A 16815-nucleotide genomic window follows, 5' to 3' on the forward strand; every position below is an offset into this window, starting at 1 on the left:
CAGGGCTGGCGGTTCTGCCATGCGCGCCGGGCGGTGCGCGGCGCGTCAGCCGCGTGAGCGCTCGTCTTGCGCGAGAATGTGGCGGACGCCGTGGTTGAGATAATCCCAGCCGGTGTAGAGTGTCAGCACAGCGGAAATCCACAGCAGCGCGATGCCGATTCGCAGGGTGCCGGGCAGAACCGCCTCGCCCGCCTGCCCGGCGATGAGGAACGATAGGGCCACGAGCTGCGCCGCCGTCTTCCATTTCGCCACCTTGGTGACGGGCACGCTGACCCGCAGGTCCGCGAGGAACTCGCGCAAGCCGGAGACCAGTATCTCGCGGCAGAGGATGATGAGCGCCGCCCACAGGGACCAGCTCTTGATGGTGCCGTCCGCCACCAGCATGAGCAGGGAGGCCGCCACCAGCAGCTTGTCGGCGATGGGATCGAGCATCCGCCCCAGCGCCGATTGCTGCGACCATGCGCGGGCGAGATAGCCGTCGAGATAGTCCGTCACCGCCGCCAGCACGAAAATGGCGAGCGCCACCCAGCGCATTTCCCGCTCGTTCGGCCAGAACAGGCACACGACAACCGCCGGTACGGCGAGGATGCGTCCGTAGGTGAGCAGGTTGGGCAGGTTCATCGCGCTGGAGGGACGCTTAGGTCCGGAAGCGGGGGAACTGGCGGAACTGTTCAAGGGGGGCGTGCTCATGCGTATCCACCAGATCGGCTTGCAAACAAACTCCGGAGCGGGATCACCCTTCCCGCTCGTGAAAAAACCCATAGACCATTTTCGCCGTCGCCGCATTGATTCCCGGCGCGCCGCGCAAATCCTCCAGCGAGGCCTGCGAAACCGCCTTGGCCGTGCCGAAGTGCAGCAGCAGCGCCCGCTTGCGCGCCGGCCCGATGCCCGGGATCTCGTCGAGCGGGCTCTTTGTGAACTCGCGCTTGCGCTTCGCCCGGTGCGTGCCGATGGCGAAGCGGTGCGCCTCGTCCCGCAGACGCTCGACATAGTAGAGCGTCGGATCGCGCGGAGGCAAGCGGAAGGGCACACGCCCCTCGACGAAGAACGTCTCCCGGCCGGCGTCGCGGTCCGCGCCCTTCGCCACCCCGACGACGGGAACGTCGCTCACGCCGGTCTCCGCCAGCACGGCCCGCACCGCCGCCACCTGCCCCTGTCCGCCGTCGATGAGCAGCAGGTCCGGCCAGGTCGGGAAGGCGCCGTTGCCGCCCTCTTCCTCCTCCGCGGCGGTGTCGAAGGCCGGGCGCGGACCTTCCTTGACGAGCCGCGAGAAGCGGCGCTGCAGCACCTCTTTCATCATGCCGAAATCGTCCCCCGGCGTCAGCTCCGTGGAGCGGATGTTGAAGGTGCGGTAGTGCGTTTTCATGAAGCCGTCCCGCCCGGCGACGATCATGGCGCCGACCGCGTTCGTGCCCGAGATGTGCGAGTTGTCGTACACCTCGATGCGGCGGGGCGGATGCGTGAGCCCGAAGGCCTGCGCCACGGCGGCGAGCAGCTTGTCTTGCGAGGCGGTGTCGGCGAGCCTGCGCGCCAGCGCCTCCTGTGCGTTCTGCGCCACGTGGGCGACGAGCGTGCGCTTCTCGCCGCGCCGGGGCACGGCCAGCTCCACCGCATGCCCGGCGCTGGTGGAGAGGGCCTCCTCCAGCAGGCGGTGCTCCGTCGGCGTGTGCGACAGCAGCACGAGGTGCGGGCACGGCTTGTCGTCATAGAACTGCACGAGGAAGGCGGACAGAACCTCCTCCGGCGGCAAATTCCTGTCGGCGCGTGGAAAATACGAGCGATTGCCCCAGTTCTGGCCGTTGCGGAAGAAGAACACCTGCACGCAGAACAGGCCGGCCTCGGCGGCGATGGCGAACACGTCCGCCTCCTCCACGGAATGCGGGTTGATGCTCTGCGTGCCCTGCACGACGGAGAGCGCCGCGAGACGGTCACGATAGCGCGCGGCGCGCTCGTAATCCAGATTCTCCGCCGCCTCCTGCATCTCCTCCGCCAGCCTGCGCTTCACGGCGGACGACTTGCTGGACAGGAAGTCCCCCGCTTCCTTGACCAGCGTCGCATAGTCCTCCAGCGATATCTCGCCGGTGCACGGGGCGGAGCAGCGCTTGATCTGGAACAGCAGGCAGGGGCGCGTGCGGTTCTCGTAGTAGCTGTCGCTGCAGGTGCGCAGCAGGAAGGCGCGTTGCAGGGCGTTGATGGTGCGGTTGACGGCGCCGCTGTCCGCGAACGGCCCGTAGTAGCGCCCTTTGCGCACCCGTGCGCCCCTGTGCTTGACGAGCTGCGGCGCCGGATGATCCCCCGTGAGCAGGATATAGGGGAAGGACTTGTCGTCGCGCAGCAGCACGTTGTAGCGCGGGCGCAACTGCTTGATCAGGTTGGCTTCCAGCAGCAGCGCCGCCGTCTCGGTATCGGTGGTGATGAACTCCATCGCCGCCGTCTGCGCGATCATGCGCATGGTGCGGTTGCCGCCGTGGCCGATGCCGCGCACGTAGGAGGCCACCCGCTTCTTCAGGTCGAGCGCCTTGCCGACGTAAAGCACCTCGCCGTCGGCGTCGATCATGCGGTACACGCCGGGCAGATGCGGCAGCGTTTTCCAGAACCGGCGGATAACCTCCGCGCCGGCGCGCACCGAGACGGGCGCGTCCGCCTCATCGGCCCACAGTTCGGCGTCGGCTGCCTCCGTATTGGCCATCCCGGTGTCGACGGCGGAATCCTCCGCGGGAACGGTGCCGGGCGACGGGTCGTCAGAATGCATCATGATCTTTCAGAATGGATCCGGTTCGTTTCCCATGTAGGACAGCGCGGGACGGATTGCATCAGGAGCCTTCATCGGCGCACCATTTACGGCCATAGTATGCAGCCGTTCCCACAGTTCCCGACCGCGATGCGATTCATTCATACCGCCGACTGGCAAATCGGCAAGCCTTTCAGACAGTTCCACGAGCGCGAGAGCGTCCTGCGCCAGGCGCGGCTGGCCGCCATCGAGCGAATCGGCCAGTTCGCCCTTCGCGAGGGCGTTGCCCATGTGCTTGTCGCCGGGGACGTCTACGACAGCGAGCAGCCCTCCCCGCGCACCCTGCTGGAGCCGCTGGAGCGCATGCGCCAGTTCCCGCAGGTCGCGTGGCACCTCATTCCCGGCAACCACGATCCGCACCGCCCGCGCGGTCTGTGGGACCGGCTTCGCGACCACGGCCTGCCCGACAACGTCCACGCCCACCTTGCGTCGGAACCCGTGGCGCTGGGCGGCGAGGCGGTGCTGCTGCCCGCGCCCCTCACCCGCAAGAGCGAGACGGGCGATCTCACGCGCTGGATGGACGGCGCGCCGAGCGGCCCGGGGCTGCTCCGCATCGGGCTGGCTCATGGCGCCATAGCGGATTTCGGCACCGAAGGCGAGGCCGGCAACCCCATCGATCCCGCCCGGCCGGAGCGAGCCGCCCTCGCCTATCTCGCGCTGGGCGACTGGCATCGCACGGTGCAGGTGTCGGCGCGCGCCTGGTATGCGGGCACGCACGAGCCGGACCGTGCCGCGAGCCAGGAAACCGGCACGGCGCTGCTCGTCGACATCCCCGGCCCGCTGGCCGTGCCCGTCGTCACGCGGCTCGAAACCGGCAGCTACCGCTGGCTGACGCGCGACGAACATGTCGCCGGTGCCGCCGACATCGATAGCCTCGACGCACGCCTGCGCGGGCTCGGCAACCTGTCGGCGCTGGTGCTGCGGCTGCGGCTGTCCGGCGCTGTCTCGCTGGCGGACAGGACGGCGCTCGACCGCAGGCTGCTGACGCTCTCCGCCGCGCTGTTCCATCTCGACACCGACGTGACGAAGGTCGTCGCCCGCCCGACGGAGCAGGATCTCGAATCGATCGATTTCGGCGGCGTCCTGCGCCACGCGGCCGACCGGCTGCAATTGCTCGCACGGGACGAGGCGCGCGCCGCCGGTGAGCGGCAACTGGCGGAGGACGCGCTCGTCGAGCTTTTCACGCGCGTCGCCGGGGGGAGCGGGACGGCATGAGACTGACCGGCATCAGGGTCGAGGGCGTCGGCAGGTTCGCCGCGCCGGTCGCGGTTTCGGGGCTCGGGCCCGGCGTCAACATTCTTGCGGCGGGCAACGAGGCGGGCAAGTCGACACTGTTCCGCGCCGTGCGGGCCTGCCTTTTCGAGCGCCACGCCACCAGCCGCGAGGATGTCGCCGCGCTGGCGAGCGCCGGCCTTTCCTTGCCCGTCCGCGTCGCGCTTGATTTCGAGCATGGGGGACATGGCTACCGGATCGAGAAATCCTTCCTGCGCAGCCGTTCGGCACAGTTCTTCCGCGACGGCGTGCTCGTCGCACGGGACAGGGCGGCGGATGAGGCGGTGTGGGATCTGATCGGCATCGCCCCCGGCAACGGGCGCGCCGGCGTCGACGAAGCGGCCTTCGGCCTTCTTTGGGTGGGGCAGCGCCAGTCGTTCGTCACGCCCAGCCCGTCGGAGGCCGCGGCCGCCGCCCTCAATCGCGCCATCCACGAGGAGGTCGGCACGCTGGTCGGCGGTGAGCGGGCAAGGCAGCTGCTCGCCTCGCTCGCCGCCGACATCGACCGCCTCTACACCGCGCAGGGGCGGCCCAAAGCCGGCGGGCCCCTTGCGGCGGCGATCCAGCAGCGGGATGCGCTCGTGTCGGAACTGGCGGTCGTCGAGGCGCGCCTTGCCGATCTCGACACGCACCTCACCGAACTCGCGGCGCGCCTCAAGGAACGCGGCGAACTTAATGACCCGGCACTTGCCGCCGAGCTTGCCGCCGATCTCGCACAGGCACAGAAGGCGTTCGCCGACGGCGAGGCCGCGCATGCCCTTCTCACCCGTTTGGAGGTTGCGGAGCAGAAGGCGCGGCTGGCGTTCGACGCCGCCGAGAACATCCTCGCCGACCATCTCCGCCGTGCCGACCGCATCGATGCCGACCGTGCGCGTCTCGCCGAACTGGCGACCGAGCGCGCGCCGCTCGACGCGCAGGTCCAGACCGCCAACGCGGGAATCGCCGCCGTCGAGGCCGACAAGGCGGAGACGGACACGCGCATCCGCCGCGAGGAGGCGCAGGAGCGTGCCCTGCAACGCCTTGCCGCCGTCCGCGCGCAGGCAGCGGGGCTCGACGCTCTCAAACGCCGCAGGGCGGACCTCGCCGCGCTCAAGACGCGGATCGTCGACAACGACATCGCGCTCGAAGCCAACCGCGCCACCGCACAGGCCGTTGCGGAGCTGGACCGGCTGCAGCGCGAGATCGCCGTCAGCGACGCGCGCCTCGCCGCCGCCGCTGCACAGGTATCGCTGGTGCTAGGGCCGTCCGGCGCCGGGCGCGTGCGGCTCGATGGCGAAATCCTGCACGGGGACGTCGCGCAGGCCGCCGTCAGGCCGCTTGCCATCGCCATCGACGGCATCGCGACGATCACCGTCACGCCTCCGCCGACGGATGCGGCAACGGTGAAGGCGCGCGGGCAGCACGAGGCGGCCTTGAGCACGCTGCTGAAGGCAGCGGGCCACGGCAGCCCGGAGGATCTGCGCACCGGCCGCGCCGAGCGCGAGACGTTGGAGATGGAAGCCACGGCGCTGAAGGCAGAGCTGCGTTCGTTCGGCATCGCGGCGGACGCGCTGACGAAGAATATCGCCGACCTAGACGTCGACGTCGCCCGCATCGTCAGCCTGCAGGACTCGCTTTCCGCTGGAGACGGCGTGCCGCCGGACCTTCCGGACGCGGACATCGCCGCGCGGCTTGCGGCGATCCGGACGGGCCGCGAGGAGGCCCGCCAGCGGCGCCAGACGCTCGATGCCCGCCTCGCCGCCCACAATGGCACGCTCGCGGCGCTCGCGGCGCGGCGCGGCGAGATCGCGGGCTCGCTGGCCGAGATCGACACGCGCCTCGCCGCCGACCTCGCCCGCCTGCCGGACGACACCCGCGCCGCGCGGCACGCGGCGCTCGACGCGGCCCTTGCGCAGGCGCGGGAGACATTGCAGACGCAGGCCGCCGCGTTCGAAGGCCAGCGCCGACAAGCCCCGCCTGCGGACGAACTCGACAGGTTGCGCTTGCGCATCCGGCGGCTGGAGGACGCGCGCAACAATCGCCGGGCAAAGCTGGAGCAACTGGAGCGCATCATTGCCGGTCTGGAAGGGCAGATTTTGAATGCCGGCGGCGACGGCCTCGGCGAGCGCGCGGAGGCGCTGCGTGCCGATCTCCAACTCGCCGGGCAGGAGGTCGAGCGCGTGGAAAGACGTGGCGCATCGCTGCGGCTGCTGCGCGAGACGGTGGAAGACTGCTACCGCCAGCACCGCGACCGCCTCACCGCCCCGTTGCGCCGCCATCTCGCGCCCTATCTCAACGACGTGTTCCCGGCGGCGGAAGTCACGCTTGGCGACGGCTTCGGCATCGAGGGTATCAGGCGCGGCGCGCCCGATGCGGAGCGCTTCGAGAGCCTTTCCGACGGCACGCAGGAGCAGATCGCCGTGCTGGTGCGTCTCGCCATGGGCTCCCTGCTGGCGGAACGCGGCTTCGAGGTGCCGGTCATCCTCGATGACGCGCTCGTCTATTCGGACGACGGGCGCATCGCCAGGATGTTCGACGCCCTGAGCCGCGCCGGCGAGAAGCAGCAGGTGATCGTCCTCACCTGCCGCACCCGAGCGTTCGCGGCGCTCGGCGGGCGGCCGCTCGCCATCACTGACGTCTGAGCGCGGTTACGCGGCGCCATCGCGCCGGAACATCCTGCCGCGTTCCGTCCAGTAGACGACGGCCAACGCCAGCGCACTGAATACGAGGTAGCCCAGCGCCAGCGGCAACACGGTGCCGTCATACGCCTGCCCGACGAGAAGCCCGATGACGGTGCTCAACGCCGTCGTCACGGCGCCGATGAAGGATGAGGCCGTGCCCGCGATCCGCCCCATCGGCTCCATCGCCAGCGCGTTGAAATTCGGCACCGACAGGCTGAAGATGAAGTGCAGCGCGGCCAGCAGCATCGAGAACGGCACCAGCGGCGGAAAGCCGCCATAAGCGACCGTGAGCAGCACCAGCGCCAGCGATGTCAGCACGAAGGCCACCGTGCAGATGTGCGAGAGCCGGCGCGGGCCGACGCGCTGCACCAGTTGCGCATTGGTGAAGGCCGCGACCCCCATCACCGCTGCGATGAGGCCGAAAACGAGCGGGAACCACGGTCCCAGCTTGAAGACGTCCGTCTCGAACACCTGCTGGGCCGAGTTGATGTAGCCCATCAGCGTGCCCAGCATCAGGCTGATCGCCAGCGTGTAGCCGAGGGCGACGCGGTTCGTGATGCACTGACGCGCGCCCTCCAGCACGGCGCGCGGCGAAGCCTTCATGCGGTTGTGCGGGTTGAGCGTCTCCGGCATGCGCAGCGAGAACCAGGTGAGCAGCCCGACACCGAGCGCGAGCATGCTGACGAAGATCATCCGCCACGAGCCGAGCAGCAGCATCAGCGCGCCGCTGCCGGGCGCGATCACCGGGCCGATGATGAACACCATCATGACGAAGGACATAACCCGCGCCATTTCCTGCCCGTGATACCGGTCGCGCACGATGGTCATCACCAGCACCCGCGAGGCGGCGGCACCCACGCCCTGGACAACGCGCGCTATGAGCAGGGTTGTGAAGCTGCCGGCCGTGAGCGCCATCAGCGTGCCCACGAGATAGATCGCGAGGCCGATCAGCATCGAGGGGCGGCGCCCGATGGAGTCCGACAGCGGGCCATAGACGAGCTGGCTGACGGCGAAGCCGATCATGTAGCTGGAAATGATGAACTGTGCGTCGTTGGCGCTGGCGAGCTGGAACTCATGCTGGATGGGAACGAAGGCCGGCAGCAGGTTGTCGATCGATAGAGCGACGAGCGACATCATCAGCGCGATCAGCGCAACGAATTCACCGAAGGGAGGGTATCGGACAACGCGATCGGACACAGGCGCTGTTGAAGTCATGATGGGGAATATCCTGAACCGCAAGGCGCCGGCCGGCGCCGTTGGGATGAACAAAAAAGATCCGGAACGCATCGCGGGATGCGCCCGCGACACGGATTACGGCCTCCCGGTCACCCGGGCGGCCGTTGGCACATATGCACCGTTCGTGGAGAGCCGGTTGCTACCGGCCGACTGCGAGCTTGACACCCAGCCCGATCAGCGCCGCCCCCATCACGGCGTCGAACGGGCGGCGCAGCCGCGCGTAGACCATGCGGACGCTTCGTGACGAGAATATCACGGCAAGCGTCGAGAACCAGCCGAACGCCACCCCGGCCACGATGGCGACCGTCGCCATATACACGCCCTGGGGCGCGTTGACCGGCAGCACCGTGACGAACAGGCTGCCGAAGAAGGCGGCCGACTTGGGATTAGTCATCCCGACCAGCAGCCCGCGCCGCGCCGACGGCCAGAAGGCGGAACCGCCGTCGCCCCCTTCCACCTTCGCCTGCTGCACTTCCGGCACCCCGCCGCCGTGGCGCAGGCCATAGAACATGCGTATGCCCAGATAGACGAGATAGGCCGCGCCCAGAAGGCGCAGGAGATCGTAAGCCCAGGCGACCTTCGACAGCAGCACGCCGAACCCGAAGACAGCCAGCACCGCCCACATGGCGCAAGCCGCGCTCACCCCGAGCGCCGCGCCGAGGCCGAAGCGCCGCCCGAGCAGCGAATGGGAGGTGACGGCGATGAAATCGGGCCCCGGGCTGATGCACGCCAGCAGCATGACGCCCGCCAGGGTCAACAATTGTGGAAGAAACTCTACCATGCTCGACCTCGCTCCACCCCCGCCTCTTCCGGACGGTGCGCAGATGGAAGCGTCCGGCATTTTCCGTGAAACTAACAGATACCTTTCCATCCGGGTAGGAGCTTGCGGGATGGGTTCCATGCGCCATGCGCCTGACAGGTCGGAGACGGAACCGGATGGTTGTATTTCGCAGATGATATACTATAACGTTTACGAGGGTAACACGGGATGATGGGGGAGCGATTGCCCGGGCGTATCGGCAGGGAGCACGGTTCGGTTTTGCGCAGTTCGGTGCCGGGCAGGCTCTGGCTCGCGGCGTTCGTCTCCGCCTGCCTGTGGGGCGTGGCGTTCTGGGCGATGGACTGGATCTGATGGCGACGAACCGGCATGCACATGCGCACGCGCATCCCTTCGGGAATGGTCATGAGGGCGGCTGCGCGCACGAGCCCGGGCCTCTCCCCCGGCGGGACGGCAGCACGGCAGCGCCGGGCATCCGGCTGGAGAATGTGACCGTCGCCTACCGCCGCCATCCGGCCGTGCACCATCTTTCCGGGGAGTTCGCGCCCGGCTCGCTGACGGCTGTCGTCGGCCCCAACGGCGCCGGCAAGTCCACGCTGCTGAAGGCGATCATGGGGACGCTGCGTCCCGAATCGGGCCGGATCGAGATTTCCGGGATCGACCGGCGCGACATCGCCTATCTCCCGCAGATCAGCGAACTCGACCGCACCTTCCCGATCACGGTGCTCGACCTCGTTTCCATGGGTCTGTGGCGCAAGTGCGGTGCCTTTGGCGCCGTGACGCGCGCCATGATGCAGCAGGTCAGGGAGGCAGTCGCCACGGTGGGGCTCGCCGACCTCGCGGATCGCCCCGTCGGCACGCTGTCCGGCGGCCAGTTCCAGCGCGCGCTGTTCGCCCGCATGCTGCTGCAGGACGCCCGCCTCCTGCTGCTCGATGAGCCTTTCACCGCGCTCGACATGAAAACCACCGCCGACCTCCTGCGGCTGGTGAAGGACTGGCACGGCGAAAACCGCACCATCATCGCCGTGCTGCACGATCTTGATCTGGTGCGGGAGCATTTTCCGCGGGCGATGCTGCTGGCCCGCTCCGTCGTGGCGTGGGGCGACGCGGCGAAGGTGCTCACGCCGGCGAACATGCTGGAAGCGCGGCGCATGTGCGAGGGCTTCGACGAAGATGCCCCCGTCTGCCGCTCCGACGCCGCGTGACCGCACGATGTTATACGATTTCCTGTTCGCGCCCTTTGCCGACTACGGCTTCATGCGCCGCGCGCTCGCGGGCTGTCTCGCGCTATCCTTCGGCGGATGCCCTCTCGGCATCCTGCTGGTGCTGCGCCGCATGAGCCTGATGGGGGACGCGATGTCCCATGCTATCCTGCCCGGCGCCGCCATCGGCTTTCTGGTCGCAGGCCTGTCGCTCGTCGCCATGACCATCGGCGGCATCGTCACCGGCCTGACGGTCGCGCTGCTCGCGGGCCTCGTCTCCCGCGCGACGCCGCTGCGGGAGGATGCCAGCTTCGCGGCCTTCTACCTGATCTCGCTGGGGCTCGGCGTGCTCATCGTGTCGATGCGCGGATCGAACATGGATCTGCTGCATGTGCTGTTCGGCACCGTGCTGGCGCTCGACGACGCGGCGCTCGTCCTCATCGTATCGATCGCCACGATCACGCTCGTCGCGCTCGCCGTCATCTACCGGCCGCTGATTCTCGAATGCCTCGATCCCGGTTTCCTGCGCGCGGTCGGCGGACAGGGCGCGATCGGGCTGGGGCCGGTCATCCATATGGGCTTCATCGCGCTGGTGGTGCTCAACCTCGTTGGCGGTTTTCAGGCGCTCGGCACGCTCATGGTTGTCGGGCTGATCATGCTGCCGGCCGTCTCGGCGCGCTTCTGGTCCCGGAACGTGCCGGGCCAGATGGCCGCCGCCGTGCTCTTCGGCGCGATAGCGAGCATAGCGGGCCTGCTCGCCTCCTATCACTGGAGCGCGCCGGCTTCCTCATCCATCATTCTTGCCGCGGGCGGCATCTACATCCTGTCCGTCATCGCCGGGCGCTTCGACAGCATCGCCGCCTCGGCGATCCAGTTGCGCCACCGCACCGGCTGACGGGCGGCAGCGCCTTTCCGGGTCAGGCGCTCACCGTGCGCAAGACGGCGGCGGGCCGTTCGCGCACGCCTTCGCGGTCGTCGAGGGCTTCGGCCTTGCGCAGTTCCGACAATGCCTCATCCAGATCGGCCATCGCGTCGGCGAGCTGGTTCTTGAGGTCGTCCGCCGATTGCAGCAGGTTGTCCCGCCTCTGCGCGGCAGCCCTGGCATAGGTGGGATAGGCGAAGTGGTTGACGTCGGCGATGCCGGAGCGCTTTTCTTCCGCCGCGATCTCCTTGTCGAGATCCTCCGCCATGCGCTGGAAGTCGGCGATCATCGCCTCGATCTGCGCGAGGCGTCGGCGTTTTTCCTGTACGCGGAATGTCTTCAACTGAATGATGCCGCTGCGAGGTTTCATCGCTGATATCGCTCCCGTCAGGCGCAAGCCGGCATTCCGGCTCCGGTTCTCTCTGGCGCCTATCTTTGCCGATACAGGTTGATCCTTCCTTACCGGAAACGCGCTGACGTCATTATTGTCGCGTCTTCTGCCGCATTCAGATATCGAGCGTCACCGTCACGGGTGCGTGGTCGGACGGCCGCTCCCAGCCGCGCGCATCCCGCGATATCTCGGAGGCCTGCAGCGCCGGCGCGAGGCTCGGCGCCAGCCAGACGTGGTCGAGTCGCCGGCCCTTGTTCGCGGCCGCCCAGTCGGGCGAGCGATAGCTCCACCAGGTGAAGACCTTCTCGGGTTCCGGGTGCAAGGTGCGCACAGCGTCCACGTAGGTGCTCGCCTGCCGGAACGCTTCCAGCCGTTCGGTCTCCACGGGCGTATGGCTCACCACACCGAGCAGCGCCTTGTGATTCCACACATCCGTCTCGTAGGGCGCGACGTTGAGGTCGCCAACGAGGATGCTCGGCTTTCCGGCTGGCCGCACGTCCTCATTCCACAGCATCAGTTCGTCGAGGAAGGCGAGCTTGTGGGCGAAGCGCGGATTGACCTCCGGGTCCGGAATGTCGCCGCCGGCGGGCACATAGAAGTTGTGGATACGCATGCCCTTGACGCGCCCGTTCGCGCCGCCAGGCGCGCCTGTTCCCGCAAGCTCGACCGAGATGTAGCGCGAATCGTCCTTGTCGCAAAAGTGCTTCACCTCGACATCGGCGAAGGGAACGCGCGAGACGATGGCGACGCCGTGATACCCCTTCTGCCCGTTCAGCGCGATGTGCTGGTAGCCGTGCGCCCGGAACGCCGCCGAGGGAAACTGGGCGTTGGGGCACTTCGTTTCCTGAAGGCACAGGACATCCGGCTCATGCTCGGCGAGAAAGCGGGTGACCTGATCGATGCGCAGGCGAACGGAATTGATGTTCCAGGTGGTGATGGAAAACGGCACGGCGGACTCTTCGGCGGGGATCGGAGCGGAATCGGGAGCGGCGGCAACTCCGTCAGCTTGCCCCTCATGTCCCGCCGATACAAGCGCGGAATGCGGGCGGGTGGATCAACTCGTCGCGGAACAGGCGGGCCGCCCGATATTCCGTTTCCGCCATCCGCGAGCTGAGTCCAGGGTGCTTTCCCGTCAGAATTCGCTCCAGACAAGGAAGCGCGGAGAGAGAACCGGCCCAATGATCGGTTTTCTATCTAGCGGCGCGTTACCTGTACGCCGGAGAGGGCGACGGTCGTCTCGTAGCCCTGCGGATCGACGACCTGCCACTGGCGCAGCACGTCCGTCCGCGCGTCGTAACGCAGTGTGACGGTCGAGGTGCCGCCCAGCGTGGCGCTGTCCTCCAGCGTGATATCGATCGCGCCGCCAGGGTCGATATCGACGTTCTTCACCTTTACGTCGCGCGCAAGATCGACGTTGTCGCGCAGCAGGAATTTCAGCGGCGTCTGGCCGATGGAATAGACGTCGTTCGTACGTAGTTTCGAATCCCGCACCGCGACCGAGCGGCCGTCCGCGACGATTTCGAGCGTGCTCGGCGGATCGTAGGCGAAGCGTAGCCGGCCGGGACGCTGGACGTAAAGCGTGCCGCCGACCTGACGCCCGTCCGCCCCCGTCTGCAGGAAGCGCCCGGTTAGCGTGCTGATGCCGTTGAGATAGGCGTTGACGCGCGCAACCGCCTCCGCAGGCGTACGCGGCATCGCCGCCGCAGCGGGACGCTGCGCGACGGCGGCAGGCGGCGCGGCCAACGCCGGCGCTTCAGCCGGGACTGGCGTCGCAGGCGCCAGCGCGGCGGCGCCCCCGAGACCGGACGGGCGGCGCGGCGGCAGCGGCATCGCGCTCTGCACCGCCGGGGCGGGCGAAGCCGCCGGCGCCGGTGCAGCGGGCGCAAGCGGGACAGCCGCAGCCGGGGAAGCGCGACGCGCTGGCGGCCCGGGCGGAGCTGAACCGGAGGCCGGGCGCGCGGGCGGCTGTTCCGGAGCGGGCGCCTGCGGCGCGGCCGCGGGGGCCTGCTCTTCCTTCTTGAACATGCCGTCGAGGAAGCGGCTGAGCGGATCCTGCGCATATCCCGCCACCGGCAGAGCCGTCGCCGCGAGGAACGCCGCACCCATGATCGCGGGCCTATACCATCGGAACCGTCTCGTCATATCACCATCTGCACCGGAACCGCCGCGTCAGTGCGGCGCAAGTCTTTAACACTGTTGATATGGCGAAAGCACGTCCTCAGTTGCAAGCCCTCTTCAGTTGCAAGCCCTCTTCACGCTGCAGATCCCCTTCAGGTTGCAAGTTTCCTTCAACCCTGTTCGGTGGGATCCTCGCCGCCGAGCAGGATTTCACGCTTGCCGGCGTGATTGGCGGGGCCGACGATCCCTTCGAGTTCCATGCGCTCCATGATCGAAGCCGCGCGGTTGTAGCCGATTTGCAGGCGGCGCTGGATATACGAGGTGGAGGCCTTCTTGTCGCGCAGCACGATGGCGATGGCCTGGTCGTAGAGGTCGTTGCCGCCGCCGGCACCGTTCGCGGTGTTGTCGAAGACGGCGCTGCCGTCCGATTCTGCAACCGCTTCCTCATCCGCCGTGACGGCTTCGAGATATTGCGGCCGGCCCTGCGTCTTGAGATGGGCGACAATCTTCTCCACCTCGTCGTCGGAGACGAAGGGGCCGTGCACGCGCACCACGCGCCCGCCGCCCGCCATGTAGAGCATGTCGCCTTGCCCGAGGAGTTGCTCCGCCCCTTGCTCGCCGAGAATGGTGCGGCTGTCGATTTTGGAGGTGACCTGGAAGGAGATGCGGGTCGGGAAGTTGGCCTTGATGGTGCCGGTGATGACGTCGACGGACGGGCGCTGCGTCGCGAGGATGACATGGATGCCGGCCGCGCGCGCCATCTGCGCCAGACGCTGGATCGTGCCTTCGATCTCCTTGCCCGCCACCATCATGAGGTCGGCCATCTCGTCGACGACGATGACGATGTAGGGCAGCGGATCGAGGTCCATCACCTCGTCCTCGTAGATGGCCTCGCCCGTATCCTTGTCGAAGCCGACCTGCACGGTGCGGGTGATGACCTCGCCCCGCGCCTTGGCGTCGCGCACGCGGGTATTGAAGCCGTCGATGTTGCGCACCGACAGCTTCGACATCTTCTTGTAGCGCTCCTCCATCTCGCGCACCGCCCATTTCAGCGCCACGACCGCCTTCTTGGGATCGGTGACGACGGGGGTGAGCAGGTGTGGAATACCGTCGTAGACCGACAGTTCGAGCATCTTCGGGTCGACCATGATCAGCCGGCATTCCTCGGGCCGCAGCCTGTAGAGCAGCGACATGATCATGGTGTTGATGGCCACCGACTTGCCCGAACCGGTGGTGCCCGCCACCAGCAGGTGCGGCATGCGCGCGAGATCGGCGATCACCGGCTCGCCGCCGATGGTCTTGCCGAGGCAGAGGGCCAGCTTGAATTTCGACCGCTGGAACTCCTCCGAGGCCAGCAGCTCGCGCAGGAACACGGTTTCGCGCCGGGCGTTCGGCAGCTCGATACCGATGGCGTTGCGGCCCGCGACGACCGCCACGCGCGCGGACACCGCGCTCATGGAGCGGGCAATGTCGTCGGCGAGCGAGATGACGCGCGAGGACTTCGTGCCGGGCGCGGGCTCCAGCTCATAGAGCGTGACCACCGGGCCGGGGCGCACGTGGATGATGTCGCCGCGCACGCCGAAGTCTTCCAGCGTGCTTTCGAGCAGGGCGGCGTTCTGTTCCAGCGCATCCTCGGAGATCGTGTCCTTCGGCCCCGCTGGAATCGCGAGCACGGAAAGCGGCGGCATCTGATACTCGCCGGAGGGCGCGACCGCCTGCGGCACGCGCCGTGTCGTCACACCGGCGGACGGCGCGCGCGTGGGCGCCGCGGCGGCGGTACGGACCATCGCTGCGCCGGCCGTTGCTCCCACGGCTGCGGCATTCACGCGCGGCTGGAGGGGCCTGCCGGCCCCCTCGCCTGCCGGGCGCGGGGCCGGTCGTGCCACGACGGGCGGCGGCGGCGCATACGGGTCGTCGTCATTGGAGGGCGCCAGCGCGGATGGGCGCGCCGTATGCCGCAGAAACACCGGCGGCGCTTCGTGCCCGGCGGCGAATTCCGCGTCCAGGGATGCGCTGTCGTGCTCCTCCGCCGCGTCGATATCCGCGATATCGTCGTCATGCGGGTCGACGCTGGCTTGCGCATCCTCCGCCCAGCGGTCGTCGGCATGCTCTTCCCCAGCATCCGCCTCGCCTGCGAAGGGCGCGAACGCATCGGCTTCGCGCCGATCCTCGGGATAGCCGGCGAACGCCGCCTCGTCGGCGGGTGCGAAGTCATGCGCCGCGTTGTCCGCCGCCAGGCTGTCCGCCGTCATCTCGCCGGCCATCATGCCGTCCGTCGCGACGCGCTGGCGCGCGGCCAGCTCGCGGTCCGTGCTGCGGGTGAAGCGCACATTCGGCGGCAACTGGAACGGCTTGCGCCATGCCGGAGTGCCGTCGGCCGAAACTGCGCCTTCGGGAGCGCCCAGAGGGGCGTCGAAAGACGGCGGCGCGGCAATCGGCTCCGGCGGTTGCGGAAGAACGGCGGCGGGAACGGGCGCCGCCGGCATGTGGACGCGCGACGGGCGCCCGCGCGTGGGTGCGAAGGCGGCGATTTCGGGCGGAATGTCCCCTGCCGCCTCGATGCTCCCGTCGCCGGTAAATGCGGGCGCGGCCTGTGGATAGCCTTGCGGAAAGTTCTGCGCGGGTGCCTGGTGCACAGCCTGCGGCTGGTGCGTGGCGTACGACTCGGCAAAGTCGTAATCGTCGCCGAACACGGGCTCCCGCGCCGGGTGCGCTGCCAGCCCTTCGGCGGGCTCGCGCCCGTCACGCAGCGGGTCGGGCTTGCGGAAGCGACGTGCGAGTGCCGTGCGCAGCGTCATCAGGCCATGGATGACGGCGCCCAGCGAGACGATCCCCCAGCCCGGCTCGTCGCGGCCGTCGTCGTCCGCGGCCGGCATCTCGTAAGGAGACTCGGGGGACGGAGAGCGCGCGGCTTGCGCGAGGCCGAAGCCGGAGGCCGCAGAAAGCGCGAGAATGGCGGTAGCGGCATAGAAAAGCCCGACGATCACGCCGCCGATGCCGCCCGTGCCGGCCAGGCCATGGCCGCCGAACAGCAGCGCATCGCCGACCACACCGCCAAGTCCGGACGGCAGCGGCCAGCGGGCGGTTTCCGGCAGCGCGCTCGCGACCGCCGAGGCAGCGCCCGTTCCCACCAGCCAAAGGCCGATGCGCAGCGCCGGACGCGGCAGCGGCCGCCGCCCCACGAGCCGGATGGCCCAGACCGCGCACGGCAGCAGCAGCGCGACGGAGCCGAGGCCGAATATCTGCATGATGAGATCGGCGAAGATGGCCCCCGGCATGCCCAGCATGTTGGCGACCCGCCCGTCCGTGGCGTGGGTCAGGCTCGGGTCCTCAACCGACCACGTCATCAGCGCCAGAACCGATGCACCGATGAACGCGAGCAGGAAAAGGCCGGCCAGTTCGACAGCACGCTGCACCATGAAGCGGCGCAACGCATCGGAAATAT

At 68.5% G+C, this 16815-nt stretch carries 12 protein-coding genes; 4 read left to right on the top strand and 8 right to left on the bottom strand.

Annotation, left to right across the window (positions count from 1 at the left end):
- Positions 1 to 45: 45 nt before the first annotated feature.
- Together pgsA and uvrC are read right to left on the bottom strand one after the other, a co-directional pair.
- Positions 46 to 690: a CDP-diacylglycerol--glycerol-3-phosphate 3-phosphatidyltransferase gene (gene pgsA / locus FHS82_RS11850; RefSeq protein ID WP_166952993.1), complete on the bottom strand. Its 645-nt coding sequence runs from the start codon at positions 688 to 690 to the stop codon at positions 46 to 48.
- Between the two features lie 43 nt (positions 691 to 733).
- Positions 734 to 2689 (bottom strand): excinuclease ABC subunit UvrC, encoded by a 1956-nt coding sequence (gene uvrC, locus FHS82_RS11855; RefSeq protein ID WP_246225327.1) that lies wholly within the window; start codon positions 2687 to 2689, stop codon positions 734 to 736.
- Between the two features lie 192 nt (positions 2690 to 2881).
- Here uvrC and FHS82_RS11860 point away from each other — a divergent pair, with 192 nt between their 5' ends.
- Both FHS82_RS11860 and FHS82_RS11865 read left to right on the top strand, forming a co-directional pair.
- Positions 2882 to 4006, top strand: coding sequence for a metallophosphoesterase family protein (locus FHS82_RS11860; protein WP_166952996.1), 1125 nt, complete (start codon positions 2882 to 2884; stop codon positions 4004 to 4006).
- Positions 4003 to 6684, top strand: a complete 2682-nt coding sequence (locus tag FHS82_RS11865; protein WP_166952999.1) for an AAA family ATPase — start codon at positions 4003 to 4005, stop codon at positions 6682 to 6684. Before FHS82_RS11860 ends, FHS82_RS11865 begins: the two co-directional genes overlap by 4 nt.
- Before the next feature lie 6 nt (positions 6685 to 6690).
- Here the strand turns inward: FHS82_RS11865 and FHS82_RS11870 are convergent, their stop codons facing one another.
- Together FHS82_RS11870 and FHS82_RS11875 are read right to left on the bottom strand one after the other, a co-directional pair.
- Positions 6691 to 7938: a multidrug effflux MFS transporter gene (locus tag FHS82_RS11870; protein WP_166953002.1), complete on the bottom strand. Its 1248-nt coding sequence runs from the start codon at positions 7936 to 7938 to the stop codon at positions 6691 to 6693.
- 160 nt (positions 7939 to 8098) lie between these two features.
- Complete coding sequence (locus FHS82_RS11875) at positions 8099 to 8740, bottom strand: LysE family translocator (RefSeq protein ID WP_166953005.1); 642 nt, start codon at positions 8738 to 8740, stop codon at positions 8099 to 8101.
- Positions 8741 to 9090: 350 nt separating this feature from the next.
- Here FHS82_RS11875 and aztA point away from each other — a divergent pair, with 350 nt between their 5' ends.
- Together aztA and FHS82_RS11885 are read left to right on the top strand one after the other, a co-directional pair.
- A complete protein-coding gene (gene aztA, locus FHS82_RS11880; protein WP_166953008.1) occupies positions 9091 to 9942 on the top strand; it encodes a zinc ABC transporter ATP-binding protein AztA in 852 nt (283 codons plus the stop codon).
- A 7-nt stretch (positions 9943 to 9949) separates the two neighbouring features.
- Positions 9950 to 10834 carry a metal ABC transporter permease gene (locus tag FHS82_RS11885; RefSeq protein WP_166953011.1) on the top strand — a complete coding sequence of 295 codons (885 nt, stop codon included), beginning with the start codon at positions 9950 to 9952 and terminating at the stop codon, positions 10832 to 10834.
- Positions 10835 to 10856: 22 nt separating this feature from the next.
- Here FHS82_RS11885 and FHS82_RS11890 read toward each other — a convergent pair whose 3' ends face one another.
- From FHS82_RS11890 to FHS82_RS11905, 4 genes are all read right to left on the bottom strand, one after another.
- Positions 10857 to 11231: a flagellar export protein FliJ gene (locus tag FHS82_RS11890; protein WP_166953013.1), complete on the bottom strand. Its 375-nt coding sequence runs from the start codon at positions 11229 to 11231 to the stop codon at positions 10857 to 10859.
- Positions 11232 to 11367: 136 nt separating this feature from the next.
- Positions 11368 to 12201, bottom strand: a complete 834-nt coding sequence (locus FHS82_RS11895; RefSeq protein WP_166953016.1) for an exodeoxyribonuclease III — start codon at positions 12199 to 12201, stop codon at positions 11368 to 11370.
- 245 nt (positions 12202 to 12446) lie between these two features.
- Entirely contained in the window at positions 12447 to 13394 is a 948-nt protein-coding gene (locus FHS82_RS11900; protein ID WP_166953019.1) for an outer-membrane lipoprotein carrier protein LolA, read from the bottom strand.
- Positions 13395 to 13540: 146 nt separating this feature from the next.
- On the bottom strand, positions 13541 to 16801 hold the full coding sequence (locus FHS82_RS11905) for a DNA translocase FtsK (RefSeq protein ID WP_208394207.1): 3261 nt from the start codon (positions 16799 to 16801) through the stop codon (positions 13541 to 13543).
- Between the last annotated feature and the right edge of the window lie 14 nt (positions 16802 to 16815).

Origin of the sequence: Pseudochelatococcus lubricantis (assembly GCF_011762225.1) — a bacterium.
Lineage (GTDB): Bacteria > Pseudomonadota > Alphaproteobacteria > Rhizobiales > Beijerinckiaceae > Pseudochelatococcus > Pseudochelatococcus lubricantis.